Genomic DNA, 24,658 nt, shown 5'->3' with positions numbered 1-24,658 from the left:
GAGGTCCTGTGGGAGCTGGCTTGCCGGCGATGGGGCGAGAAAGGCCGACATCAATGATGAGCCTTGTGCTCCCCACCCGCCAACAGATGCCGAATTCTCACCTCAACCCCTTCAGTCTGCAGCATCCGCACCCGCGCCTCGATCTTCAGCTCACCCCGGGTCACCCGATGGTGATGCCTCAAATGCTCCAGCCACGATTCCTCGAAGAAAAATTCCAGCCAAAGCGCCGGGTCAGCACTGTCGCGCATCAACCCCCAGGACAACGCCCCATTGCGCTTGCGCATCGCCTCCAGCTCCCGCGCGGCCTGCTGGAACGCCTCGGCCTTGGCCGGGGCGATGTGGTACTCCACGGTAACCATCACCGGCCCGCTTTCCTTGTCCGTGTCATCGCTCAGCAACGGCACCGGCCAGTGCAGCGACGGTGTCAGCTGTTCGGCTTCGGTTTCTGGCAGGGTCACCTTGCAGGTCAGCAATGTACCCAGCGCCAGGCCACCTGCAGCCAGGAGCAGGCTCAGGGTGATCGATGCATGGCTGGCCAGCGTGCCCCACAGCAACCCGCCACAAGCCATGGCGCCGAAGAAGATCAGGATGTACACCGACAAGGCCCGCGCCCGCACCCAGGCCGGGACCGAGGTCTGCGCCGCCACCTGCAGGTTGGACAGCACCGCAATCCACGCCGCGCCGCTGAGCAGCATCGCCGGCAGCAGCGCATAGAAGTTGCGCACCAGCGCCAGGGCCAGTAGGAAAAGCGCATACAGCAGGCTGGCAAGCAGCACCAGGCGGTCGCGGCTGATGCGTTCGCGCAGGCGTGGCAGCAGGGTGGCACCGGCCACGGCACCGATGCCGATGGCCGCCAGCAGCAGGCCGAAATCGGCGGCGGTGCCGTGCATTTCGCCGCGCACGATCAAGGGCAGCAACGAGGTGCCAGCGCTGGCGCAGAAGAAAAACGCCACGGCCCGCAACAGCACGGCCTGCAAGGGTTTGGCACTGCGTGCGAAACGCAGCCCGGTACGCATGGCGCCGACAAACCGCTCAGCCGGCAGCAGCGGTTCCTTTACTTCACGCTTCCAAAGCAACAGCACCAGGATCACCCCGGCGAACGAGACGGCGTTCAGGGCAAAGGTCAGCCACGGGCCGACCAGGCTCACCACCACACCCGCCAAGGCCGGGCCGATGGCGCGCGACACGTTGATGCCGACGCTGGAAATGGCCACCGCATTGGCCAGGTCTTCCTTGCCCACCAGCTCCGGTGTCAGCGCGCTCCAGGCCGGCATCATCAGCGCTGTGCCGATGCCCAGCGCCAGGGTCAGCACCAGCAGCAGGGTAATGTTCATCAGCCCGAGCAGGGTCAGGGCCGCCAATACCACGGCGACCGAGGACATCCACAGTTGTACCAGCAACAGGTAGCGACGTTTGTCGACGATATCCGCCGCCGCGCCAGCGGGCAGGGCAAGGAAGAACATCGGCAGCGAGCCGGCGACCTGGATCAGCGCCACGTGCAGCGGGTTGGCCGACAGCGTGGTCATCAGCCAGCCGGCACCCACCTCGTGCATCCAGGTGCCGATGTTGGAGGCAATGGTGGCGATCCACAGCATGCGAAAGGTGGTATTGCGCAACGGGCTCCAGGCGCCTGAAGGGGAAGTGCTCATGTCAGAAGCTGCCTTTGAGTGGGTATTCGATGACCAGGTAGATGCGATCGATGTCATCGCCGGCCTGAGCCTGGTTGGCGCGGTGGCCGACATGGGAGAACGACAGGCTCAGGTCTTTGGCCGCACCTGACTGCACCACGTATTTCAGATCGATGTCGCGTTCCCAGTGCTTGCCGCCCTGTCCGTACTGGCCGGTGTAGGCGCCACCCGCTGGTGCATGGCTGCCATCGATACCACGGCCGCTGACGTAGCGGCCCATCAGGCTCAGGCCGGGCACGCCGAGGGTGGCAAAGTTGAGGTCGTAGCGCAGTTGCCACGAGCGCTCGCCGGGGCCGTTGAAGTCGGCGTACTTGATCGAGTTGGCCAGGTAGATGGAATCACCACCGACGAAGTCGAACGGGGTGTCGCCCTCGACCTTCTGGTAGGCCAGGCTCAGGGCCTGGGCACCGAAGCTGTACCTGGCCAGCAAGCTGTAGGCGAGGGTGTCGATGGCCCCGGCCCTGGCACTGCCGGTGTCGCGGGTGTTGTAGAGGTTGCCGTCCACGCGCCAGTTGCCTTCGGCCAGGTTCAGGTGGAGGTAGGCCTGGCGCCAGGTGTCTTCCAGCTGCCCGGCATACAGTGCGGCGCCGAACGGCCCGTTTGGCGCGAAGGTGGCACCGGCCAGGCTGATGGCCCGGTTGTGGGTGGTGGCGCCGTAGCCGCTGAAGTCATCGTGGCTGGCGCTGTTGTCCTGGTTGCTGAAGGCGTTGAAACGCCCGGCCTGCAGGTGCCAGTCGGGCAGGTCGGCGTTTTCCACGAACCAGCCGGTGGCGTATTCCGGGTGCAGGCGTTTGTCGCCGGTGTCGAACACCGGGGTTTCCACGGTCATCTCGCCATAGCGCAGCTGGGTGTTGCCCAGGCGCAGCTTGAGCGCAGCCCCGGCGCTGGAATAGTCAGACTCGGCGCGGCCGTCGCTGTCGCGTGGCAGCAGGCCGGTGCCGGCATGGCCGCGGCCACCGTCGAGTTTGAGGCCGAGGAAGCCGTGGGCGTCGATGCCAACGCCCAGCGTGCCCTCGGTGAAGCCGGAGCGGATTTCGCCGATGAAGCCCTGGGCCCATTCCTGGCGGTAGTTCTGGCCGCTGGCGGAGGGCGAGCGGAAGTCGCTGTGCAGGAAGTAGTTACGGCTGAGCAGCGACCAGCCGGGTTCGTCGGCCTGGCTGATTGCCGGGCAGAGGGCGAGGGTGGCGAGCAGGGCACGGCCTGGTCCGGGGGTGGCGCGGATCATGAGGGCTCCGGGGGGGATGATCCGGGACTGTGGAGCAAGGATAAGTCAGGGGGCTTGTAAGGGTGTGCTGGGGGGAGCTGTATAATCTGTGCCGGCCTCTTCGCGGGCGCGCCCGCTCCCACAGGGTCAGCACCCGCCCCGAGCCCTGTGCACTACCTGTGGGCATGCCCGCGAAGAGGCCGGTGCAGGCAACCCAGGCATCAAGCCATGTCGCTGATGGCAAACTCCTCGGCCAGATGATCGATCAACGCCCGCACCGAGGGCAGCAGTCCCCGTCGCGAGGGGAAGATCGCATGCACAATGCCGCAACGCGGGTGCCACTCAGGCAGCAATTCCACCAGGCGCCCCGATGCCAGGTCCTCGCGCACCGCCACCCGCGGCAAGTGCGCGATTCCCACCCCGGCCACCACGAAATGGCGCAAGGCAAACAGGTCGTCAGTCACCATGCGCGGCGTATGCGGGATGACGATACTGCGGCTGTTGTCCTCACCCTGGAACAGTTCCCACTGGTACTCGCGCTGGGCGCTGCCCCAATGCACGCTGGGTAGCGTGCCCAGCAGCTGTGGGTCAAACCCTCTGGGTAGTTGCGCCAGGTAGTGCGGCTGGCCGACCAGGCACTGGGTGCTGTTGCTCAGTACCTTCATCACCATGTCGGTGTTCTCCAGCGGCGGAAAGCGCACGCGCAGGGCGATGTCGAAGCCCTCATGCAGCAGGTCGACACGGCGGTTGGTGCTCTCGATGAACAGTTCCACCTGCGGGTACTTGAGCATGTAGCGGGTCAGCATCGGCCCGACCCAGGAGTTGAGCAGGGTGGTCGGGCAACTGATGCGCACCAGCCCGCGTGGCTCGCTGCGGTTGCGCTCGATGATTTCCGCCGCGCCCTCGGCCTCCACGCGCATGGCCAGGCAACGGTTGTAGTAGGCCTGGCCGATTTCGGTCAGCGAGCAGTGCCGGCTGGTGCGGTGCAGCAGGCGCACGCCTAGGCGGTCTTCAAGGTCGGCGATGCGCCGGCTGAGTTTCGACTTGGGCATGTCCAGCGCCCGCCCGGCCGGGGCGAAGCCGCCGTGCTCCACGACTTGGGTGAAGTAGTAGAGGGAGTTGAGGTCTTCCAATGATCGTTCTCCAAACGGAACGCTAAGGACGGTTTTCGCAGTCTAGTGCAGCAAAGGTGATGATTTTAATCTGTGCCCATCAACGCGAAACACCCCGGATTGCTGAAAAATTCATAACCCTTAGGAGCACAGACCATGAGCAAATTCACCTACAACCGCCTGAACAAAGACGACGCTGCCGTACTGCTGGTCGACCACCAAGCGGGGCTGCTGTCACTGGTGCGCGACATCGAGCCGGACAAGTTCAAGAACAACGTACTGGCCCTGGCTGACCTGGCCAAGTTCTTCAACCTGCCAACCATCCTCACCACCAGCTTCGAGCAAGGCCCTAACGGCCCGCTGGTGCCAGAGCTGAAAGCGCTGTTCCCGGATGCGCCGTATATCGCCCGCCCAGGCCAGATCAACGCCTGGGACAACGAAGACTTCGTCAAGGCGGTGAAGGCCACTGGCAAGAAGCAGCTGATCATTGCCGGTGTGGTGACTGAGGTCTGCGTAGCCTTCCCGGCGCTGTCGGCGCTGGAAGAAGAGTTCGATGTGTTCGTCGTGACCGATGCCTCCGGCACCTTCAACGAAATGACCCGCGATGCCGCCCATGACCGCATGAGCCAGGCCGGTGCGCAGCTGATGACCTGGTTCGGCGTGGCCTGCGAGCTGCACCGCGACTGGCGCAACGATGTCGAAGGGTTGGCTGCGCTGTGCTCCAACCACATTCCGGATTATCGCAACCTGATGACCAGCTACAACGCGTTGACTGCGGGTAAGTAAGCAAACCAGTAGCAGTACGCACAAAGGCCGGCTCCCTCTGTAGGGAGCCGGCCTTTTTTTGTTTGCTGTGCCGGCCTCTTCGCGGGTGAACCCGCTCCCACAGGTACTGCACAGTTTCAGAGCCAGTGGTGATCCTGTGGGAGCGGGTTCACCCGCGAAGAGGGCGGTACAGGCAGCATCAATTCATGGGCTGTGGCTCAATCCCTTTCCGCAACGACTCAAGCAACCTTCTGCCGTTTCGAGCGCATTCAGGTTGCTCCGGAACAGGCTTTTGCCGGTGTCATCTGTTCACGCAGGAAGTGGTGAGCATGACGTGCGCCCCACGCTATCACCCTTTTTGGGAAATCTCCTACATGAAAGAGCGTAAGGCGTAACGGCGCTAAACGGGCACGCCAAGAGCAAACTGAGCACCCGGAAATTTTTCAGGAGTGACTCCATGCGCAGCGTCAACGCTAGCTTGAAAAGTGTAAGGTGCGACCTTACACTCAAGCATCAATGATAAGAAGTTTCAGGCACAAAGGCCTGAGGCTGCTCCATCAGCAACGTGACACGTCTGGAGTGCGTGCAGATCATGTGAATCGCTTGCGGCGTTTACTGGCTTCTCTTGAAGTTGCACAAACCGCAGCAGACATGGACCGGCCGGGTTACCGTCTTCATCCACTGCACGGAAAGCTGGAAAGCTATTGGGCAGTAAATGTCTCGGGTAACTGGCGAGTGGTGTTCCGCTTCGTGGGTACCGATGTGGAGCTTGTTGACTATCTGGATTACCACTAGGAGGCTTGAGTCATGCCTATGTTCGATCCTCCCCATCCTGGGGAGTCTTTGCGCGAAGATGTGTTGCCCGCAGTTGGCATGAATGTTTCTGAGTTAGCTCGCCACCTCGGCTATTCGCGGGGGCAATTGTCCACCGTACTCAATGGGCGCGCCGCCATTTCTGCCGATCTTGCTTATCGACTTGAGCTGGCAGGTCTTGGCCCTGCCCGGCAATACCTTGCCGAACAGGCAGCTTACGATCTTTGGCAAGCCGCTCAGCGTGAGCATCCTCAAATAGAGCGGTTGGTGTTCGCCTGACTACTCAATCCGCATCCGAATCAAACAACCGCTCCAGCTCCACCCGCGCCTCCTTAGCTGTCTGCATCACCTTGGCCCGGTCATCGCGCACTTGCCCCTGGGCCACCAGCACTTCTTCGTCATGCTGGGTAAACCGCGCAATCCGGTCCGCGGCCTGTTCATCGCTCAAGCCCAACCCCACCAGTGCCCGGCGGGTCATCTCCAGGCTGGAGTAGAACGTCTCGCGAATCGGCTCGGCGCCTGCATCCACCAACTTGTGCACATGCTGGCGGTTACGTGCCCGGGCCAGCACTTTCAGGTGTGGGTACAGGCGTTTCACTCGTTCAGCGGTATGAATGGCCGCTTCAGGGTCATCGATGGTGATGATGAAATACTCCGCTTCACCCACCTTGGCAGCGTGCAGCACCTCGGGGCGCAGCGGGTCGCCGTAGAACACCGGCACCTGTTCGAACATGCGGGTCATCTCGATGGTGTCCACCGAGGTTTCCAGGGCAATGAACGGGATCTTCTGTGCCCGCAGGATGCGTGCGACGATCTGGCCCATGCGGCCCATGCCGACGATCACCACCCGCGGTGTATCCGTCTGGATCTGCTTGTACTGCTCGGGCACTTCACGCGCCGGTTGCGGGCGTTTGAGGGCGCGGGCGCAACCCAGCATCAGCAGCGGGGTGATGGCCATGGACAGGGTAATGGTCATCAGCAGCAGGTCGTAGGTCTGGGTGTCGAACAGGCCTTGGTCCTTGCCCAGCTTGAACACCACAAAGGCGAACTCGCCACCCGCCGCCAGCACCATGCCCAGGCGTAGGGCGCTGGCGCTGTTCAGGCCACCGACCAGGCGCCCGACGCCTATCAGCAGCACCAGCTTTACCGCCACCAGCAGCAGCGTCAGGCCCAGTACCACCAGCGGCATGTCTAGCAGCAGGCGCAGGTTGGCACCCATGCCCACGCTGATGAAGAACAGCCCCAGCAGCAGGCCCTTGAATGGTTCGATCTGCGATTCCAGCTCGTGGCGGTATTCCGAGTCGGCCAGCAGCAGGCCGGCGAGGAAGGCGCCAAGGGCCATGGAGATGCCGGCTTCTTCCATCAGCCAGGCTGTGCCGATCACCACCAGCAGCGCGGTGGCGGTGGACACTTCCGGCAGGCCGGTGCGGGCCACGGTGCGGAACACCGGGCGCAGCAGGTAGCGGCCACCGACGATCACCACGGCGATGCTGGCGAATACCTTCAGGCCGTGTTGCAGGCTGTCGCCGTGGTTGGTGTCCGGGCCACTGGCGGCCAGCAACGGTACCAGGGCAATCAGCGGGATGGCGGCGATGTCCTGGAACAGCAAGATGGCGAACGCCAGGCGGCCGTGCGGGGCGTTGAGCTGCTTGCTCTCGGCCAGGCTCTGCAGGCCAAGGGCGGTGGACGACAGCGCCAGGCCCAGGCCGAGCACGATGGCTGCCGGCAGTGTCTGGCTGAAGCCGAACAGGGCAATGGCGCCGATCAGCGCGCCGGTCAGCAGTACCTGGGCGGTACCGACACCGAACACCGACTTGCGCATCAGCCACAGGCGCTTGGGCGACAGCTCCAGACCAATGATGAACAGCAGCAGGACCACGCCCAGCTCGGAGATATGCGCCACGCTTTCGGTGTCGCGGATCAGGCCAAGTGCTTGCGGGCCGATGGCCACACCGGCCAGCAGGTAGCCGAGCACTGCGCCCAGTTGCAGGCGCTTGGCCAGGGGGACGGCGACGACTGCGGCAAGCAGAAAGATCACCGCAGTTTGCAGAAGGCTGCCTTCGTGTGGCATTGGCTCTTACTCCATGAGCTGCCGGGGCAGCGTTTGAACAGTTTGGCCGACGATTCTGGGGAATGTGGGGTTGTTAGACAATGTGCTTTCGGGGAGAAAGATTGTCCCGTTACAGGTGACAGTCTGTGGTGGCCCTAATTCGCAGGCACGCCCGCTCCCACAGGTTCACCTAAACCCCTAAGGCCTGTGTTATCTCTGTGGGAGCGGGCATGCCCGCGAAGAAGGCGGTGCAGATCTAACTATTCATCGCCACCAAACTGCGCCCGATACTGCGCCGGCGTCATGCCAATGCGCTCACAGAACACCTTGCGCAAATGCCGGTCACTGCCAAACCCGCACTGCGCCGCCACCACCTTCAACGGCAGGTCGCTGCCTTCCAGCAGCTTGCGCGCCCGATCGATCCGGGCATTCTGCAAATACTGCAACGGTGTTATCCCCACCTCGCGCTGGAACGTGCGGGCGAAATTTCGGCTGCTCATGGCCACCAGGTCGGCCATGTTCTGCACGGTGAGTGCCTGCTCGATATGATCGACGATGTGCGCCTGTACTCGGGCAATGGGCGAATCATCACGCGGTATCGCTGCCAGCAACGGCCCGTACGGCGTTTGCCCGCCTTGGCGATGGCGGGCGACCAACAGCACCTTGGCCACTTCTAGGGCCAGCGCCTTGCCGTGGTCCTCGGCCACCACCGCCAGCGCAAGGTCGATGCCTGCGGTGATCCCGCCCGAGGTAATCAGGCAGCGGTCGATCACGTAGATCTGCTCGGTCTCGACCTTGGCCTGGGGGAATGCTCGAGCCAGGCGCTCCACGTAGTTCCAGTGGGTGGTGCAGCGGTAGCCGTCCAGGAGCCCGGCCCGGCCCAGCAGGAATACCCCGGTGCAGATGGCACCAAAGCGCCTGGCACTGCGTACTGCCTGTGGCAACCAGCGTTCCAGTGCTGGCATGGCGATGTCATACGCCCCCGGGCCGCCGGGTACCAGCAACAGGTCGACAGCCGCTGGCAAGTCTTCCAGGCGCAGGTCTGCCACCACTTTCAGCCCGCATGAGCCGCGCACCGCTGCTAGCCCTTCGGCCAGGGTGAGCAGACGGTATTGCCGCTCTGCCGGCAAAAACCGGTTGGCGATGGCGAATGCATCCATCGGGCCGGTGACGTCCAGCAACAGCACGTCGTTGAACAGCACCATAGCCACGGTGCGGTGAGCGTTGACCTGCATGCTTCTTCGTTCGGTAGCTGAGTACAGCCTGCATCTTACGGTATACCGCTGCGCACAATTAAGAACAATTCAGCTTTGGCTCAGGACTTTGTCATGTGCCGGGGGCGAGACTTTCTGCATTCAAGAGGAGAGTCGCCATGCACCACGGCACGCCCCAAGAGCCGCTGCAAACCACCGGCGCACTGACGCCCGCACGCTTGCGCCAGGCCAAGGAACTGATGCTGCGCAGCTCGCTGTCGATCATCGAGATCGCTGGCGTGTGCAACCTCACCCGCAGCCATTTCTCCCGTGCCTTCAAGGTCAACACTGGCCTCTCGCCCCAGGCCTGGCGCCTGTTGGCGCGCATGGAAAAGGCCAAGCGCCTGCTTGCCACAGAGGTCCCGATCACCCATGTGAGCCTGGAGTGCGGCTTTTGCGACCAGGCCCATTTCACCCGCGCGTTCAGCCGCCTGGTTGGCCAGCCGCCCAAGGCCTGGCGCCAGGCGCAGGCCATTCCTTAAGCCGAAGCTATCCACCGGTATAAGCCCTTGCGGACAGTGCCGGCCCGTATTCCCAACCCAAGGAGTCACCCCATGAGCCAACCCGATTACAAGCGCTTGAACAAAGACGACGCCGTGGTCCTGCTAGTGGATCACCAGACCGGCCTGATCTCTCTGGTGCAGGACTTCTCGCCCAACGAGTTCAAGAACAACGTGCTGGCCCTGGGGGACCTGGCCAAGTTCTTCGGCCTGCCGACCATTCTCACCACCAGCTTCGAGCAAGGCCCGAACGGCCCGCTGGTACCCGAGCTGAAAGAGATGTTCCCGGACGCGCCGTACATTGCCCGCCCAGGCCAGATCAACGCCTGGGACAACGAAGACTTCGTCAAGGCGATCAAGGCCACCGGCCGCAAGCAGCTGATCATCGCCGGCGTGGTGACCGATGTGTGCGTGGCTTTCCCGACCTTGTCGGCACTGGCTGAAGGCTTTGAAGTGTTTGTGGTGACCGATGCCTCGGGTACCTTCAACGAAACCGTGCAACAGGCGGCGTGGGTGCGCATGACCCAGGCGGGCGCGCAGATGATGAACTGGTTCTCGGTCGCCTGTGAGCTGCACCGCGACTGGCGTAATGACATCGAAGGGTTGGGTAACCTGCTGTCGCAGCGCATTCCTAACTACCGCAACCTGATGAACAGCTATTCGGCATTGACCTCGCGCTGATTTAGAGCGGGGCCGCTGGGCGGCCCAATCGCCGGCAAGCCAGCTCCCACAGGTACAGCGCCAGGGTTGAATACTGTGGAGTCCCCTGTGGGAGCTGGCTTGCCGGCGATTGGCCGGTACAGGCTAAGCAGGATTCACAGGCAGAGTGAAGCGAATCCGACATCCACCCAACTGAGACACCAGCGCCTGCAACTGCCCGCCATGGGCCTGCACCACCGAACTGCAGATCGCCAGCCCCATCCCCATGCCACCACTCTTGGTGGTGTAGAACGCCCCGAATACCTGCTCCCGTTCCTCGGGTGCAATCCCTGGCCCGTTGTCGTCCACACAGATCTCCACCCCGTTCCCCACCACCGTCGACGCAATCCGCAGCACGCCATCGCTGCGATACCCCGCCAGCGCTTCCAGGCCATTGGTGATCAGGTTGAACACCAACTGCTGCAACTGCACCGGTTCGGCCGTCACGGTCACCCCCGCGTGCAGGCATGTCTGCACGTCCACCGTGGCCTTGGCGGCATCGGCCGAAGTCAAGCGCACCACCTCGCGGATCAGCTCGTCCAGCTTCACCGCCTTGAGTTGCATCGGCGACTGCTTGGCCAGCGAGCGCAATGCACGCACGATGTTGGCGGCACGTTCGCTGTCGTTGCGGATGTCTTCCAGGCCGGCGATTGCCTCTTCCAGGTCGGGCTTGGCGCGCTTGAGCCAGCGCAGGCTGGCGGCGGCGTTGGAGGTGATGCCCAGCAGCGGCTGGCTGATCTCGTGGGCGATGGACGCCGACAGCTCGTTCATCGCCTGCAGGTGCGCACTGCGCGCCAGTTCCGCCCGTGAGCGGCGCAGTTCGGCTTCCATCTGCGCTCGGCTCTGGTTGTCTTCGGCCAGGCGCGTATAGAACTTGGCGGTCTGCAGCGAGACCGCTGCCTGCGAGGCGAGGATTTCCAGCATGGCCAGGCGCTGGCTGCCGAACAAGTTGGGTACCAGGCGGTTCTCCAGGTACACCAAGCCGATCAGCACGCCCTGGATCACCAGCGGCAGGCACAATACCGAACGTGCGTTGCGCGCCTGCAGCTCCTGGCGGAAAGCCTCGGGGCAATCGCTCTGGGCATCATTGAGGACCAGCGGCTTGCGCGTGCGCATGGTGGTGTTGATGATCGACAGCGGTGCCTGGGTCATGAACTTCTGGCAGTTGTCCATGCTGACGTGCAGGCCGGCATCGTCGATATAGGCGAGGGCGGCCATCTGGAATTCGGCGCCGCTGACGATCAACAGTGCGCCGTGGTCGGCACCGGAATGCTGGGTCAGGTGGCCCATCAGGGTCTCGATCAGGCCTTCGAGCAGCACCTCCTCGGACAGCGCGCGCGCGGCTTCGATGCCGGCTTCCAGGTCGAGCTTGGCCTGGTGGGTGGCGCGGTAGGTTTCCTGGATGGGCTGGGTGCGCAGAAACGGATGCAAGGCCTCCAGCTGATGCACCTTGCCCGTCGCACCCCAGATATGGAAGCAGTCGCGGGCGATGCGCAGGTGCAAGTTGGCGCCGGAAATCAAACCGCTGGGGATGCACACCTCGGCCAGCTGTTCATGGGCCAGGGCCTGCTCGTGGATGAAGCCCGCTGCGGTGGCGGCGATCTGCGCCTGGTCGAAGCAACGGATGGCGGCCAGGCCGTCACCTTCAAGCTTGGCGATGACGCCTTCGATCAGCAGCAGCTTGTTGCGGAAGGTCGCCGGGTTGAAGCCGGCCCAGCGACTGAAACGCTCACGCAAGCCTTGCAGCTCGCTCAGCTTGTCGGCCAGGCTGGCGGGGGCCTCCGGGCTGCCCAGGGCCAGGCCGTGGAACAGGTGGTAGTCGGCGAGGTTGATATGCGCAGGCGCCGCCCAGGCATTGTCACCGGCCTTGGCCAGGTGGCGCATGGCGTGTGGGATGTTGCCCAGGTAGAAGGCCGACATGCCTGTGAACAGGTGCCGGAAAAACAGCGTGGTCGCTGAGTTGACCGGCGTGGTCGAGGCCACGCAGGCTGCGCCGCTCAGGTTGGCGACGAACGCTTGCTGGGCCTGCAGGATCTGTTCTATATCGCTGTAGCCGCAACGGCGAACGGTGGCCAGGCCCTGTTTCACTTCCTCAGCGACGTCCGGCAGATAGCGGCCCATGAACAGCGAGTCGGAGACCAGATGGTTGCGGGCATAGCAGCCCATCGCCAGGTCGCCGCTCAGGCGTGCCGAGTCGACCGCTTCCAGTGCGGTGCGGCGGGCGAACTCCATCGGCGAAGTCCATGCGCTGACCTGGTCCAGGGCCAGCAACGCGCTGGTCAGGTCGCCCTCGAAGCCGTGCCGCTCGATCAGCTTCAGCGCGGCCAGGCAATAGGCATGGCCGTCGTGGTAGGCACCGAAACGCTCGGCGATCATCACCCCGAACCAGGCCAGGCCGTAAGTGCTGCCTGGGGCAACGCCATGCAGCAGCGACAACTCCATGAGCTTGGCCAGGTGCAGGAAGCCAAGGTCGTCCTGGACAAAGAACGATGACGACAGCGTGGCCAGCAGGCCGATCGCCACCGCCACTTGCTCCGAGTCGGCACGCGGCAGCGACTCCAGGCAGTGGCGGCCCTTTTGTTCGATCATGGCCAGCACACGGGCATGGCTGGCTTCTGCCTGTTGCCGGTCGACGCCGCGTGCCAGGCGGATACCCAGCAGTTCCAGGCCTGATAAGGCGCTGTCGATGGCTGCCTGATAGTCGCTCTGCAAGGTGAACAGGCGGGCCTGCAACTGGCACAGCCGGGCCCGATCCAGCGTCGAACGTGCGCGCTGTCGGCACTCGCTGAGCTGGGCCTCGGCCGCAGCCATGCGCGACAGTTGCATGTCGCACTCCGCCGCCATGCAGGCGATGGCAAAGCCGTGCGTGGCGCGGCTTTCCAGGGTGCTGCCGTGGTGCAGCAGCTGCTCGGCCGTGTGCAGGTAACCCGCAGCCTGTGCAAAGGCGCCGCTGTCGCGCGCGCGCAATGCCGCTTCACGTAAAAGCTGCAGGAACACTTCGCAGTCATCCGCTGAAAACCCGCGTGGGCTGGCGCGTTGCAGTTGGTGGGCGGCCTCGAAAAGCACCTCGTGCAAGTGCTCTGGCCAGGTTTGCAGCATGGCCTGGGCAATGCATGCATGCAGCGATTCGCGCTCGCGCACGGGCGTGAGTTGATAAGCCGCTTCCATCACCCGGTCGTGGGCAAAGCCCAGGCCTCTCTGGCTCGGCAGCAGGAAGCCTGCGCCAATCAAGGCCTGCAACGGTTCGCCCGGCGCTTGTGCAAGGACCCGGCGGAGCAAGCGTTCATCGCATCGGTTGCCTGCTGCGCTGACGATGCGCAGCACGTCGCGTTGCGGCGCGGGCAGGCGCACCAGGCGGTGGACCATCAGGTCGGCGACATTGTCGGAATAGCGGTGCCGGGCCACGGCCTGCAGGCACCACGACCAGCGCATGGCCTGGGTATCGAAGGTGAACAACTGGTCCTCGACCATCGCCCTGAGGATCTGGTTGATGAAAAACGGGTTGCCGGCGGTCTTGTCGTGCACCAGTTCGGCCAGTTGCAAGGTCTGGTCGGGGGCGACGTGGTAGCGTTCGCCGATCAGCTCGGCCACCGCGCCAACGGCCAGCGGGCGCAGGTTCAGGGTAGTGCTGCGCACGCCTGCGGGCAGGGCAGGTGGAGCGCTGCTGGCTTGCATGTCATTGCCCCGGGCAAAGATCAGCAACAGGTTACCGGGCGCCTGTGCCAGCAGCTGTGCCAGCAGCTGCTGCGTGGCGTCGTCGGCCCACTGCATGTCATCGAGAAACAGCACCAGTGGCTGGCCAGGACGGCTGAACACCTGCAGGAATTCAACGATCGCCCGTAGCTCCTTCTGCAGTCCGAGGCGTGTGGGTTTTGCTGGCAGCGCGGGCAGCGGGCCGAGGATCAACTGCAGGTCTGGGGCCAGCTTGCCCAGCAACCGGCCATGGCCTTTGATGCGGCGCAAGATCTCGCGCCGCAGGGTGTCGAGGTCCTGGCTGTTCTTCGCCAGCAGCTGGGTGGTCAACGCGCCGAGAATCTCCACCCAAGGCGCATAGGGCACGGCCTGGGCCAGGCTGTTGCACTTGCCGATGGCCCAGTAGCCGTGGGCGTTGCCCTTCAGCGCGGCCTCGACCAGGCTGGACTTTCCCATGCCGGCGGCACCGTTGATGAACAGCACATGGGGTGTGCTGTCGCGGCGCAGGCCCTTGAGCATCAGGGCGATGGCTTTTTGTTCTGCGCTGCGGCCATACAGGCGTGTGCGGTTGGGCGCGACCGGGTCGGCGCAGCCTGGGGTGAACGCTGCCATGGTCTTGCTGCTGGCCCATTGCCGCTGGCAGTAGGCAAGGTCTACTGCCAAGGCGCGAGCGCTCTGGTATCGCGCGTCCGGTTCTTTGGCCAGGGCCTTGGCCAGGATCCGGCTCAGAGGCTGCGGCACGTTCTTGTCCACTTCGCAGGCTGCCCTTGGCTGCACGCCGGCATGCAGCTGGCGCCAGTGTTGGGTGTCGCGCCCGGCCAGCGGCAATTCGCCCAGCAACAGCTGGTAAAGGATCGCGCCCAGGGCATAGATGTCGCTACGCCGGTCGCTGCTGCTGCCATGGGGGCAAACCTGCTCCGGCGCCAGGTAGGACCAGTTGCCGAGCGGGGTGCCCTGTTCGCTGATCAGTTGCGCCGGGCCTGCGCGAAAGCAGCCCAGGCGCACCCGCTGAGGGCCTTGCAGGCACACATGTTCGGGTTGCAATGCGCCATGCAGCACATTGCGTTCGTGGGCCCGGGCCAGGGACCTTGCGGCGTTCACCGCGATGTCGAGAAACGGCTCCAGGGCCGCCGGGCCTTCGCTCAGCAGGTCGGCAATGGAGTGGCCGGCCGGGTACACCAGCAGCGGGCCCTCGGCCGAGCGCACGAACGCCGAGGGGATTACCGCCCACTGAGGGTCCAGCTGTAGTTGGTAGTCACGCTCCAGGCGCTGGCAGGCTGCGGGTGCGTCGAGCGGAGCGCGCGCAGCGATCCACGACTGGCCGGTGACGTCGTCGCTCAGCCGGAAGTAGCTGAGCTCGCCTTCCTGGCCCAGCGGTGTGACAGCGCACCGGTTCAGCCAGCCCTCGTCAATCGACTGGTCAAAATCGATGGGCCTGTGAGCGAGGCGTTCATCGAGCATCTGGAACCCCCTGGCAGCGACATCCTGACGCGCGAGTATACGCAGCGAGCCCAGTACGGATGCGGGTTGCAGCCCGTTTGGCAGGAACGGGTACGCTATTGTCCGTTATCGTACCCTGAGGGCCGACCGGCACTTGTATAGTGCTTGGGCCAACCTATCCCTCGGGATAATTGTCTCAATGTGTGCGTCGGCCTAGGCTGCCCGGGCCGGCGCAAACGCCCGTGCCCGTGCGAGGAAGCCATGATCCGAATAGGCAATGCCCAGGTGTCGCTGGAGCGGCGCGAAGCGTTTCTCGACGGTAAGCCGATCGTGTTGGGCGGGCGCGCATTCGAGGTGCTGGCCACGCTGATCAAGGCCAAGGGCCGGGTGGTCGGCAAGGACGAGCTGTTCAGCCAGGTGTGGGCCGGCACGGTGGTCGAGGACAACAACTTGCAGGTGCAGGTGTCGTTGCTGCGTAAAGCCTTTGGCGACCGCAGGCTGATCCAGACCGTGCCGCGCCGGGGTTACCGCCTGGCCGCTGAGATCAGCTTTGATGTCCCTTCCCATGAGCTGGTCCAATCGCCGCTGTGTGCTGGGGCCGACAACCTTGAGCCGTTGGATGACAGCACTCACGTGCCGGTGCTGGTGGTGGACGATGACCCGTCGGTGCGGACGGCACTAGGCCGCCTGCTGCGCTCGCAGGATATCCCGCATCATCTGTTTGCCAGTGCCGAGGCGCTGTTCGACGCCCGCCTGGAAACCCCCTATGCCTGCCTCCTGTTGGACATGCACCTGTCCGATACCAACGGGCTTGAGGTGCAAGATGCACTGCGCCGGCTGGCACTGCCCTGGCCAATCGTGTTCATGACGGGCTTCGGCACAATCCCGATGACGGTGCAGGCCATGCGAGCCGGTGCTGTGGAGTTCCTGACCAAGCCTTTTGACGAAGACCAGCTGCTGACGCTGCTGCAGGCCGTGCGGCACAGGGCCGTGGCTGATGGGCGTAAATGGCGCCACGCGCGGCAGGTCGAGGAAAAGTACCAGCGCCTGACCCCGCGTGAGCGCGAGGTTTTCTCGCTGGTGGTCGATGGCTTGTCGCACAAGCAGATCGCCAGGCAGATCGGCACCAGCGAAGTGACAACCAAGGTGCACAAGAAAAACATCATGAACAAGATGCAGTCCCGCTCGCTGGTCGAACTGGTGGCCATGCACACCGTTATCGGGGCGCGGCCTGAGGGCCTAGGCGGCGCATGAACAGATGGGTGTGCATCGTCGACGACGATGCTTCGGTGCGCAAAAGCCTGGCTAACCTGCTGCGTTCGGCCGGGTTCCAGACCTTGTCGTTTGCTGCGGGGGATGTGTTCCTCGGTTCGGAGCTGGCCCGGCAGGCCGGTTGTGTGTTGCTCGACCTGAAAATGCCGGGGATGGGTGGGCTGGACGTGCAGCGTGAGCTGGCCCGGCTGGGGTGGCGTTTGCCGGTTATCTGCATGTCGGCGCATTGGGATGATGGCGCGGTGCACTCGGCGATGAGCCATGGGGCGCTGGCCTGCCTGGGCAAGCCTTTTTCTGAAGAGGTGTTGCTGAAGGTGGTTGAAGAGGCATTGTCTGGCGGGCAGTGATGTGCTGCCTTTACCGGCCCTTTCGCGGGCACGCCCGCTCCCACAGGTACGGCACTGGCCTCAAGAACTGTGCAATACCTGTGGGAGCGGGCGTGCCCGCGAAGAGGCCAGTAGCTTAAACCTCCATCTCAGCACACTTGCGCAATCAATCACTGGCTCATTGGGCCATGCTCCCAGGTTGATCGATTAGCGAGCCCATGCCATGTCCCGCCTGAAACCCTTCCTCGACCCTCAGTCACCTACCCTGACCGCCACCGGCTTGTTGTTCATGCGCGTAATGGCCGCCTTGCTCTTGTTGTTCATCCACGGCCTGCCCAAGCTATTGAACTGGAGCGGGGAGTTGCAGCGTATCGAAGACCCATTCGGCCTGGGCCCACCGTTGACCTTGGGTCTGGCGGTTTTTGCCGAGGTAGTTTGCCCGCTGTTGCTGCTTTTGGGTGTTGCCGCACGCCTGGCTTGCCTGCCGGTGCTGGCGGTGTTGCTGGTGGCCCTGGTGGTAGTGCATCCGGACTGGACGCTGGAGCAGGGGCAGTTTGCCTGGTTGCTGATGGCGCTTTATGGCGGGCTGGCATTGACCGGGTCTGGGGCGTATTCGGTTTCCGGTATGTTCTGCCGAAATCGGGTTGCTTGATGGCTTTTGGGGCTGCAAAGCAGCCCCGGCAATCTAGCTGCTCCCCGGCCGGTACTGCAGGGCCTCGGCCAGATGTGGCCGGCCGATCGCCTCACAGCCCTCCAGGTCCGCCAGTGTCCGCGCCACTTTCAATAACCGGTGCGCTGCCCGCAACGACAAGGTCAACCGTTCGCAGGCCCCTTCCAGCCACGCCTGGTCCGCCGCCGTCAATCCGCAATGGAGGCGCAACCCTTCGAGGTCGAGAAACGCATTCACGCACCCTTGGCGGCGCTGCTGTACCTCCCGCGCCTGCGCTACCCTGGCTGCCACGTCGGCACTGGCTTCACCACAGGGCTGGTTGTTCAGCGTGGTGCTTTCGCGGGCCACGGTCAGGTGCAGGTCGATGCGGTCCAGCAGCGGCCCGGACAGCTTGTTGCGGTACCGCGCGATCTGCTCGGTGCTGCAACGGCAGCGGCCAGTGGGGTCACCCAGGTAGCCGCAAGGGCATGGGTTCATCGCCGCCACCAGCTGAAAGCGTGCCGGAAAGCGCACCTTGTCGCGGGCGCGGGCAATCACGATCTCGCCCGACTCCAGCGGCTCGCGCAGTACCTCCAGCACACGCCGCTCGAACTCTGGCAGCTCATCGAGAAACAGCACGCCATGGTGGGCGAGGGTGATTTCGCCCGGTTGCGGACGGCTGCTGCCACCGACCAGTGCCGGGCCGGATGCGGAGTGGTGGGGGTGGCGAAACGGTCGCTGCGGCCAACTGCTCAGCGGTGTATGCCCGCTGACCGACTGGATGGCCGCCACCTCAAGCGCCTCGTGCTCGTCCAACGGTGGCAGCAGCCCGGGCAGGCGGCTGGCGAGCAAGGTCTTGCCGGTGCCGGGTGGCCCGGTGAATAGCAGGTTGTGCGCCCCAGCCGCCGCCAGCATCAATGCGCGTTTGGCCGCCAGTTGGCCTTGCACCTCGCTCAGGTCAGGGTAGGGACGTGGATGCAGGACCAAACCGTTGGCCGCGTAAGGCGCCAGCGGCACCTGGCCGTTCAGGTGGGCGACCAGCTCCAGCAGGTGCCCCACCGCATACACCACCAGCCCGCCGGCCAGGCTGGCTTCCTCGGCATTCTCCCGTGGAACCACCAGCGAGCGGCCCGCCTCGCGTGCCGCCAAGGCCGCCGGCAGCACGCCTTGCACCGCCCGCAATTTGCCCGACAACGCCAGTTCGCCCAGGCACTCGACCTCTGCAAGGCTGGCCGCTGGCACCTGGCCGTCGGCGGCCAGAATGCCTAGGGCAATGGCCAGGTCGTAGCGCCCGCCGTCCTTGGGCAAGTCGGCGGGGGCCAGGTTCTGGGTTATGCGCCGCTGTGGATAGTTCAGCCCGGAGTTGACGATGGCACTGCGTACCCGGTCTTTGCTCTCCTTGACCGTGGTTTCTGGCAGGCCAACCAGGGTGAGATGAGGCAGGCCGTTGGCCAGGTGGGTTTCGACGCTGACCGAGGGTGCCTGCACACCCACCTGGGCGCGGCTGTGGACGATGGCTAGGGACATGGACGCTCCGTTGTCGCTGAAAAGGGCCGCTTCCTGCGGCTGGGTCAAGGATAGCGATGGTGGCCACGACAGGCGCAACAAGTGTGCGTCGTGGTTTTGCAGAGCAGGTTTTTTCCCTGTGTTTTCTTAAAAATCGGCAAAAAATGGATCCAATAATCTTTGCGCAGGTGGGTGGTATGGCTTAGTGTTGTTGGGCAAATGCCGTTGCCATGGGATGGCACAGCGTCTTCTTTCAAATGGACTTGAGGTATTGCGCCGTGCAAACGCTCACCCAGATGCGCCAGGTAATCCGCGAACTGGTGCAGGCCAATTCATTCATTGAACTCACCTGCTTTTTCGACAGCCTTGAGGCGCAATGGCGCCAAGCCCCGCCCGGCGAGTTCCCGGCCTACCTTGTGGCCATCGAAGGGCACATGTTGGTCGACCCGCAAAGCCAGGGTGACAGGGCCCTGAGCCAAGTCATCAAAGCCTGGATTCACGCCTGCCCGAAGGCTTATCACCCACAGGTGGTAATGGGCATGCACTGCTTCCACCGGGCTTGCCAGGTACAGGGTGCTGGCCAGCGCAACGCTGCGCGCTTGCTGGCCGTCGAGCAAATATGTGAAACCGCGACCGCGCACCTGTTGCGTGCAATGGACCGCTGCGCACAACCCGTGGCAGCGGCCATTGGCATGCTGCGTATCAGTGCGCAGCTGCGCGAGCCTGGCTGGTTGATCGAACTGTTTCAGGGGCAGCCTGCGCGGTACAGGCCCAGCGCCCATGCCGATGTGGAAGTGCAGGAAGCCGCGGCGCCCTTACTGGTGAAGCATGGGTTGTTGCCCTTGGCCGAGCTGCCCCAAGCGTTGCCGGCGTGCCTGAGCAGGCGGGTCGATCACGAAAACGAAGCACCACGCTATTACTGGTTGCGCCATGCGCTGGTGGCACGCCCTGGTTGTTATGAAGCGATCCAGGCCCTCGCCGATTACCTGCTGCCCCGTTGGGGCGCCAGCTTCGATGCGTTAGACCTGTTGGCCAATGGGCCATTGTGCGAGGCGTGGGACGAAGCGTTGCGCAATGCGTTGCGCTGGATGGCCGTCGAAGACCGGCTGAAACTGCCACATAGCGAACAGTTGCAGGCTGTCGCCGACTGGCAGCAACTGTTCGATGCCTGGTTGCAGCGCCCGCTGAGGCCAAGGGAAAGCGCCGTTGTGCTGGCTTGGCGAGGCGCGCTGCGTAGCAGTGCCTTGCAAGACCATGCCGGCGGTATGCGCGATTTCGCCGCGAGCTTGGCGTGTAACGCCGATCACGGTGGCATCGCTGCCATGGGCGAGCCATTTCGCTGCCTGGTCGGGCTGATACTTCGCGATGGCATGGCAGATGAACACCAACTGTTGCGCACCGCCATCGAGCGCCTGTGTGAAGGCCGCTCGCATGCTGGCGCCTGTGCAATGCGTGCTGCCGGGCATCGCTTCGGCCTGTGGGGGCTGCCACGTTCGGCCGAGCAGGCAAGGCTATGGTCGCAGGTGGCGGTAACGCGCCAGCGCGCGGGCCAGGCGCCAGGCTTCGAGGTGCTCGCTGTTGCGCGGCTGCTGTGGGCTGCCAACCGGCATGAGGTGGCGTGTTACCTGTACGAGCGCTGTGCCGAGCTGAGCTTGCCGGGGGCTGCCCTAGGCATGTACGAGCTGCACAGCGGCAGCCTGGGCAACACCCCGGCGCACTATCTGGATGACGAGGCGGCTGAGTATTGGCTGCAGCGTGCGGTAGAGGCGGGCAGCAGGCAGGCCAAGTACAACCTCGCCTGCCTGCGCATGGATGGCGATGAGGACCTGAATGAGCGAAGTGCCATGCTGGCCGTCAGGCGCCTGCTGGTCGATGCGTTGGGTAATCCGCAGACCAATGCTCGCGCGCGCTTGCATCTGGGAATGCTGTTGCGCCAGTTTGGCGAAGCGCAGGAGCGATCCGAGGCGGTTGCCTACCTGTCGAGCCTGGTCGAGCACCCGGACGCGTGGATTGCCGGACGCGCCAGTGCCGAACTGGGGTTGGCCTGGATGCAGGGGCGCGGCACCCGCAAGCAGAGCCGTTTTGCCGCCATCGAATGGGCCAACCGTGCGGCTGCCTTGCAGCCTGGGGATTCGGCCATCGAAGACATCCAGGCCGAGATCCTCAACTCGCACAACCGGGTGAAGACCCTGGTTACCCAGTGTGGTGCGACCTTGTTTCGCGGCACCTTGCATGCCAGCGAGTTGCCGCCGAAACAGGCAATCCTCGAGGCGGCCCGCATGGGGGCCTCGGCCTGACACCGTGGCACTGACCGCGACGGGCTGAACGTCGGTGACTTTGCCTTCAAAGCATTGCGTGCGCTGACTTTGGTGGCAAAAGCGCCTTGTATCGCGAGTTATTCTTGCGCGCCGGGCGTCATGCGTGCTTCCAGCTCGGCAACTTGTTTTTCCAAGGCCTCCAGGCGAGCGCGGGTGCGCGCCAGCACGACCATCTGGCTGTCGAATTCGTCACGGCTGACCAAGTCCAGCTTGCTGAAGGCACCTTGCATCAGCACCTTGAACTGGCTTTCCAGTTCTGCACGGGGCTGGGCGGTATCGCTGCTGAACAGGCGCGAGGCCTGGTCGCTCAGGGCATCGAGAAGGGCTTTGGGCGCAAGCATGGGGCTGTCCACTGAAACTGAGAAATGGCCGGCAGTGTAGCACGCACAAACCCGACGCTTGAGTGCACATTGCCCCTTGTGGGAGGGGCTTGTGGGACCGGTGACGTTTTCAATGGATTGCACATTTATCGCGCAATGCGCCCTGCCGGTGCGCACCGAAACTGTGCATGTTTTCAATGCTGGCGACTGGCCAATCCCGACCCTCTCGCATAACTCGCTGTTTTCTGGTGATTTGCCGGAACTGGCAAGGTTTCTGCAAAGACCTGTACGAGCCATGCACTGATGCAGTTCCTTGTGACCAAGCAGTGCGCACGCGGAGCCGGATGCCGACGACGCGTTACAAAGCCAACCGCTGCGCTTAGACTTGAGACGGGTTTGTTTTCCTGGGGCAAGTCCACCAAATCGGGAGAGAGTTTCATGAAGCTAGTCACAGCCATCATCAAGCCGTTCAAGCTGGACGACGTGCGCGAGTCGCTGTCGGAAATCGGCGTGCAGGGCATCACTGTTACTGAAGTCAAAGGCTTCGGCCGGCAGAAGGGCCACACCGAGCTGTATCGCGGTGCTGAATATGTGGTCGATTTTCTGCCCAAGGTGAAGATCGATGTCGCCATCGATGACAAGGACCTTGATCGGGTAATCGAAGCCATCACCAAGGCAGCCAACACCGGCAAGATCGGTGACGGCAAGATTTTCGTGGTGAATCTGGAGCAGGCGATCCGCATCCGTACCGGCGAAACCGATACCGACGCGATCTAAGCAGCAAAAAAGCCTCACCAAACCCAACGCCCCAGGAGAAAACAACATGACTCTGCGTAAGATCGCAGGGCTAGGAGCCCTATTGTCCCTCGTAATGCCCGGGCTTGCCCTGGCAGAGGAAGCTGCCCCAGCGCTGAACTCCGGCGACACCGCCTGGATGCTGACTGCAACGGCGCTGGTGCTGTTCATGACTATCCCGGGCCTGGCCCTGTTCTATGGCGGTATGGTGCGTTCCAAGAACGTGCTGTCGGTGATGATGCAGTGTTTTGCAATCACCGGCCTGATGAGCATTCTCTGGGTCGTCTACGGCTACAGCATGGCCTTCGATACCACCGGTATGGAAAAGGGCGTGCTCAACTTTAATTCCTTCGTCGGCGGCTTCTCCAAGGCCTTCCTCAGCGGCGTAACGCCCGAGAACCTGACGTCGGCCACCGCGCTGTTCCCTGAAGCGGTCTTCATCACCTTCCAGATGACCTTCGCCATCATCACCCCGGCACTGATCGTGGGTGCTTTCGCCGAGCGCATGAAGTTCTCCGCGATGCTGGTGTTCATGGGCATCTGGTTCACCCTGGTGTATGCGCCGATCGCGCACATGGTGTGGAGCGGTGACGGTGCACTGATGTGGGACTGGGGTGTACTGGACTTCGCTGGCGGCACCGTGGTGCACATCAACGCGGGTATCGCAGGCCTGGTCTGCTGCCTGGTGCTGGGCAAGCGCAAGGGCTACCCGACCACCCCGATGGCCCCGCACAACCTCGGCTATACCCTGATGGGCGCCGCCATGCTGTGGATCGGCTGGTTCGGCTTCAACGCAGGCTCCGCCGCTGCCGCCAACGGCACCGCTGGCATGGCCATGCTGGTCACCCAGATCGCCACCGCTGCTGCTGCACTGGGCTGGATGTTCGCCGAGTGGATCGGTCACGGCAAACCCAGCGCACTGGGCATCGCTTCGGGCGTGGTTGCCGGCCTGGTTGCCATTACCCCGGCTGCAGGTACCGTGGGCCCGATGGGCGCCCTGGTGATCGGCTTGGCTTCGGGTGTGATCTGCTACTTCTGCGCCACCACCCTCAAGCGCAGGCTCGGCTATGACGACTCGCTGGATGCCTTCGGCGTGCACGGCATCGGCGGCATCATCGGTGCCATCCTTACCGGTGTGTTCGCAGCCCCGGCGCTGGGCGGCTTCGGTACCGTCACCGATATCGGCATGCAGGTCTGGATCCAGGCCAAGGGCGTGATCTTTACCGTGGTCTACACCGCCATCGTCACCTACGTGATCCTCAAGGTGCTGGATGTGGTGATGGGCCTGCGGGTCAACGAAGAAGAAGAGTCGGTCGGCCTCGACCTGGCTCAGCACAACGAACGCGGCTACAACCTGTAACTGCGACGCGGTAAAAACTTGCCCGGCTTGCCGGGCATTTTTTTTGCCAGATTTTCAGTATTTCGCGCTTGGCAAACGGTTTATCCGTCACATTCGCGACGTAGGTAAAAAACTTACAAGTCGTAGGGCGTTTATGGTGCTTTGCTTTTTCCACGGGCGCGCTAGAATGCGCGCCGAAGGGTGTTTGACGTGTAGTCCACACACTTCGCCAGCCTTTGCTAGGCTTGCCAATAGCGTGTGGCCAGCAGGGGCTAGATGGATTTGTCAGGTCCTGCCAGGAGCAGGGCCTGCTGGGTGCCGCCTCCCATCAGGAGCGCCGACCCAAGGGCAGTGGCCTAACCCACGGCCAGTTGAATTTTCACTGGTGGCTGCCGGTCTACGGCTGCACTGGTCTATAACCAACCTGCTTTTCGCAAGTCATGAGGTAGAACATGAGCGACGACGATCTGGAAAACGACGACCTCGAAGTAGGCGATGAAGACGAGGCTGATGAGGGCCTCGAAGCGGCGGCTGACGACGGCGTTGAAGACGCTGGCGATGACGACAGCAGCCCGGCACCTGCTGCCAAGGGCAAATCCAAGGCGGCTGTCTCGGTAGACGAGATGCCGAGCATGGAAGCCAAGCAGAAGGAGCGTGATGCACTGGCCAAGGCGATGGAAGAATTCCTTTCGCGCGGTGGCAAGGTGCAGGAAGTCGAGGCCAACGTGGTCGCCGACCCGCCCAAGAAGCCGGACAACAAATATGGCAGCCGCCCTATCTGAGTGGCTGAACGCAAAAAAGCCCGCCGTCGCTGCGGGCTTTTTTGTGCCTGTCAGTTTTGCGCTGGCTGTACTGGCCCTATCGCCGGCAAGCCAGCTCCCACAGGATCACCGAGGGCCTCAGCCTTGCGTGCTCC

Annotated in this window: 20 protein-coding genes; 12 read left to right on the top strand and 8 right to left on the bottom strand. The window is 63.5% G+C overall.

The genetic code is table 11. The annotated features are described in order from the left end of the window. Nucleotides 1-50 precede the first annotated feature (50 nt). The 3 genes from ACN6NG_RS29005 to ACN6NG_RS28995 all read right to left on the bottom strand — a co-directional run bounded on the left by ACN6NG_RS29005 (nucleotide 51) and on the right by ACN6NG_RS28995 (nucleotide 4,025). Nucleotides 51-1,649: an MFS transporter gene (locus ACN6NG_RS29005; protein WP_259138890.1), complete on the bottom strand. Its 1,599-nt coding sequence runs from the start codon at nucleotides 1,647-1,649 to the stop codon at nucleotides 51-53. A gap of 1 nt (nucleotide 1,650) precedes the next feature. Next, nucleotides 1,651-2,913, bottom strand: a complete 1,263-nt coding sequence (locus tag ACN6NG_RS29000) for an OprD family porin (RefSeq protein ID WP_474317419.1) — start codon at nucleotides 2,911-2,913, stop codon at nucleotides 1,651-1,653. Nucleotides 2,914-3,113: 200 nt separating this feature from the next. Next, nucleotides 3,114-4,025, bottom strand: a complete 912-nt coding sequence (locus ACN6NG_RS28995; RefSeq protein ID WP_474317416.1) for a LysR substrate-binding domain-containing protein — start codon at nucleotides 4,023-4,025, stop codon at nucleotides 3,114-3,116. A 135-nt stretch (nucleotides 4,026-4,160) separates the two neighbouring features. On the opposite strand from ACN6NG_RS28995, the gene ycaC (ACN6NG_RS28990) reads away from it, so the two are divergent. From ycaC (ACN6NG_RS28990) to ACN6NG_RS28980, 3 genes are all read left to right on the top strand, one after another. After that, nucleotides 4,161-4,790, top strand: a complete 630-nt coding sequence (ycaC, locus tag ACN6NG_RS28990) for an isochorismate family cysteine hydrolase YcaC (RefSeq protein ID WP_012274792.1) — start codon at nucleotides 4,161-4,163, stop codon at nucleotides 4,788-4,790. A 495-nt stretch (nucleotides 4,791-5,285) separates the two neighbouring features. Beyond that, a complete protein-coding gene (locus ACN6NG_RS28985) occupies nucleotides 5,286-5,564 on the top strand; it encodes a type II toxin-antitoxin system RelE/ParE family toxin (RefSeq protein ID WP_474317414.1) in 279 nt (92 codons plus the stop codon). A 12-nt stretch (nucleotides 5,565-5,576) separates the two neighbouring features. Then, the gene (locus tag ACN6NG_RS28980; protein WP_016502199.1) at nucleotides 5,577-5,861 is read left to right on the top strand and encodes a HigA family addiction module antitoxin; all 285 of its coding nucleotides are present in this window, start codon (nucleotides 5,577-5,579) and stop codon (nucleotides 5,859-5,861) included. A gap of 4 nt (nucleotides 5,862-5,865) precedes the next feature. Here the strand turns inward: ACN6NG_RS28980 and ACN6NG_RS28975 are convergent, their stop codons facing one another. Together ACN6NG_RS28975 and ACN6NG_RS28970 are read right to left on the bottom strand one after the other, a co-directional pair. Beyond that, nucleotides 5,866-7,653, bottom strand: coding sequence for a monovalent cation:proton antiporter-2 (CPA2) family protein (locus ACN6NG_RS28975; RefSeq protein ID WP_474317411.1), 1,788 nt, complete (start codon nucleotides 7,651-7,653; stop codon nucleotides 5,866-5,868). Between the two features lie 239 nt (nucleotides 7,654-7,892). Further along, nucleotides 7,893-8,867 (bottom strand): GlxA family transcriptional regulator, encoded by a 975-nt coding sequence (locus tag ACN6NG_RS28970; protein WP_353457093.1) that lies wholly within the window; start codon nucleotides 8,865-8,867, stop codon nucleotides 7,893-7,895. A 137-nt stretch (nucleotides 8,868-9,004) separates the two neighbouring features. Between ACN6NG_RS28970 and ACN6NG_RS28965 the strand changes: the two genes are divergently transcribed. Further along, the gene (locus ACN6NG_RS28965; RefSeq protein WP_086978482.1) at nucleotides 9,005-9,367 is read left to right on the top strand and encodes a helix-turn-helix domain-containing protein; all 363 of its coding nucleotides are present in this window, start codon (nucleotides 9,005-9,007) and stop codon (nucleotides 9,365-9,367) included. Between the two features lie 72 nt (nucleotides 9,368-9,439). Beyond that, on the top strand, nucleotides 9,440-10,066 hold the full coding sequence (ycaC, locus tag ACN6NG_RS28960; protein ID WP_043198991.1) for an isochorismate family cysteine hydrolase YcaC: 627 nt from the start codon (nucleotides 9,440-9,442) through the stop codon (nucleotides 10,064-10,066). Between the two features lie 123 nt (nucleotides 10,067-10,189). Here ycaC (ACN6NG_RS28960) and ACN6NG_RS28955 read toward each other — a convergent pair whose 3' ends face one another. Further along, complete coding sequence (locus ACN6NG_RS28955; RefSeq protein WP_474317409.1) at nucleotides 10,190-15,238, bottom strand: trifunctional serine/threonine-protein kinase/ATP-binding protein/sensor histidine kinase; 5,049 nt, start codon at nucleotides 15,236-15,238, stop codon at nucleotides 10,190-10,192. Nucleotides 15,239-15,478: 240 nt separating this feature from the next. Between ACN6NG_RS28955 and ACN6NG_RS28950 the strand changes: the two genes are divergently transcribed. The 3 genes from ACN6NG_RS28950 to ACN6NG_RS28940 all read left to right on the top strand — a co-directional run bounded on the left by ACN6NG_RS28950 (nucleotide 15,479) and on the right by ACN6NG_RS28940 (nucleotide 17,467). Further along, on the top strand, nucleotides 15,479-16,471 hold the full coding sequence (locus ACN6NG_RS28950; RefSeq protein WP_063424094.1) for a response regulator: 993 nt from the start codon (nucleotides 15,479-15,481) through the stop codon (nucleotides 16,469-16,471). Continuing rightward, nucleotides 16,468-16,836, top strand: coding sequence for a response regulator transcription factor (locus tag ACN6NG_RS28945; RefSeq protein WP_353457095.1), 369 nt, complete (start codon nucleotides 16,468-16,470; stop codon nucleotides 16,834-16,836). Before ACN6NG_RS28950 ends, ACN6NG_RS28945 begins: the two co-directional genes overlap by 4 nt. A gap of 202 nt (nucleotides 16,837-17,038) precedes the next feature. Next, on the top strand, nucleotides 17,039-17,467 hold the full coding sequence (locus ACN6NG_RS28940; RefSeq protein WP_063424096.1) for a DoxX family protein: 429 nt from the start codon (nucleotides 17,039-17,041) through the stop codon (nucleotides 17,465-17,467). Between the two features lie 33 nt (nucleotides 17,468-17,500). Here ACN6NG_RS28940 and ACN6NG_RS28935 read toward each other — a convergent pair whose 3' ends face one another. Beyond that, nucleotides 17,501-18,991 carry a YifB family Mg chelatase-like AAA ATPase gene (locus ACN6NG_RS28935; RefSeq protein ID WP_474317405.1) on the bottom strand — a complete coding sequence of 497 codons (1,491 nt, stop codon included), beginning with the start codon at nucleotides 18,989-18,991 and terminating at the stop codon, nucleotides 17,501-17,503. Nucleotides 18,992-19,248: 257 nt separating this feature from the next. On the opposite strand from ACN6NG_RS28935, the gene ACN6NG_RS28930 reads away from it, so the two are divergent. Beyond that, nucleotides 19,249-21,267, top strand: coding sequence for a DUF4034 domain-containing protein (locus tag ACN6NG_RS28930; protein ID WP_474317403.1), 2,019 nt, complete (start codon nucleotides 19,249-19,251; stop codon nucleotides 21,265-21,267). Between the two features lie 98 nt (nucleotides 21,268-21,365). On the opposite strand, the gene ACN6NG_RS28925 is transcribed toward ACN6NG_RS28930, so the two are convergent. Further along, a complete protein-coding gene (locus ACN6NG_RS28925; protein ID WP_049273661.1) occupies nucleotides 21,366-21,629 on the bottom strand; it encodes an accessory factor UbiK family protein in 264 nt (87 codons plus the stop codon). 417 nt (nucleotides 21,630-22,046) lie between these two features. Here ACN6NG_RS28925 and glnK point away from each other — a divergent pair, with 417 nt between their 5' ends. From glnK to sutA, 3 genes are all read left to right on the top strand, one after another. Then, on the top strand, nucleotides 22,047-22,385 hold the full coding sequence (glnK, locus tag ACN6NG_RS28920) for a P-II family nitrogen regulator (protein ID WP_002555808.1): 339 nt from the start codon (nucleotides 22,047-22,049) through the stop codon (nucleotides 22,383-22,385). Between the two features lie 46 nt (nucleotides 22,386-22,431). Continuing rightward, nucleotides 22,432-23,763, top strand: coding sequence for an ammonium transporter (locus ACN6NG_RS28915; RefSeq protein WP_016502193.1), 1,332 nt, complete (start codon nucleotides 22,432-22,434; stop codon nucleotides 23,761-23,763). Nucleotides 23,764-24,194: 431 nt separating this feature from the next. Further along, complete coding sequence (gene sutA / locus ACN6NG_RS28910) at nucleotides 24,195-24,524, top strand: transcriptional regulator SutA (protein WP_019473552.1); 330 nt, start codon at nucleotides 24,195-24,197, stop codon at nucleotides 24,522-24,524. The last annotated feature ends 134 nt before the right edge of the window (nucleotides 24,525-24,658 follow it).

This window comes from Pseudomonas sp. TSO6 (genome assembly GCF_056098905.1).
Note: the sequence above shows the minus strand (reverse complement) of the source record. Positions and strands in the feature narration are given on the sequence as shown.

Bases quoted from the DNA above. Each gene is read 5' to 3' on its own strand.
- ACN6NG_RS28950 (WP_063424094.1), top strand. From the start codon at position 15,479: ATGATCCGAATAGGCAATGCCCAGGTGTCGCTGGAGCGGCGCGAAGCG.
- ACN6NG_RS28970 (WP_353457093.1), bottom strand. From the start codon at position 8,867: ATGCAGGTCAACGCTCACCGCACCGTGGCTATGGTGCTGTTCAACGAC.
- ACN6NG_RS29000 (WP_474317419.1), bottom strand. From the start codon at position 2,913: ATGATCCGCGCCACCCCCGGACCAGGCCGTGCCCTGCTCGCCACCCTC.
- sutA (WP_019473552.1), top strand. From the start codon at position 24,195: ATGAGCGACGACGATCTGGAAAACGACGACCTCGAAGTAGGCGATGAA.
- ACN6NG_RS28925 (WP_049273661.1), bottom strand. From the start codon at position 21,629: ATGCTTGCGCCCAAAGCCCTTCTCGATGCCCTGAGCGACCAGGCCTCG.
- ycaC (WP_043198991.1), top strand. From the start codon at position 9,440: ATGAGCCAACCCGATTACAAGCGCTTGAACAAAGACGACGCCGTGGTC.
- ACN6NG_RS28915 (WP_016502193.1), top strand. From the start codon at position 22,432: ATGACTCTGCGTAAGATCGCAGGGCTAGGAGCCCTATTGTCCCTCGTA.
- ACN6NG_RS28975 (WP_474317411.1), bottom strand. From the start codon at position 7,653: ATGCCACACGAAGGCAGCCTTCTGCAAACTGCGGTGATCTTTCTGCTT.
- ACN6NG_RS29005 (WP_259138890.1), bottom strand. From the start codon at position 1,649: ATGAGCACTTCCCCTTCAGGCGCCTGGAGCCCGTTGCGCAATACCACC.
- ACN6NG_RS28945 (WP_353457095.1), top strand. From the start codon at position 16,468: ATGAACAGATGGGTGTGCATCGTCGACGACGATGCTTCGGTGCGCAAA.
- ycaC (WP_012274792.1), top strand. From the start codon at position 4,161: ATGAGCAAATTCACCTACAACCGCCTGAACAAAGACGACGCTGCCGTA.
- ACN6NG_RS28935 (WP_474317405.1), bottom strand. From the start codon at position 18,991: ATGTCCCTAGCCATCGTCCACAGCCGCGCCCAGGTGGGTGTGCAGGCA.
- ACN6NG_RS28980 (WP_016502199.1), top strand. From the start codon at position 5,577: ATGCCTATGTTCGATCCTCCCCATCCTGGGGAGTCTTTGCGCGAAGAT.
- ACN6NG_RS28940 (WP_063424096.1), top strand. From the start codon at position 17,039: ATGTCCCGCCTGAAACCCTTCCTCGACCCTCAGTCACCTACCCTGACC.
- ACN6NG_RS28955 (WP_474317409.1), bottom strand. From the start codon at position 15,238: ATGCTCGATGAACGCCTCGCTCACAGGCCCATCGATTTTGACCAGTCG.
- ACN6NG_RS28985 (WP_474317414.1), top strand. From the start codon at position 5,286: ATGATAAGAAGTTTCAGGCACAAAGGCCTGAGGCTGCTCCATCAGCAA.
- glnK (WP_002555808.1), top strand. From the start codon at position 22,047: ATGAAGCTAGTCACAGCCATCATCAAGCCGTTCAAGCTGGACGACGTG.
- ACN6NG_RS28965 (WP_086978482.1), top strand. From the start codon at position 9,005: ATGCACCACGGCACGCCCCAAGAGCCGCTGCAAACCACCGGCGCACTG.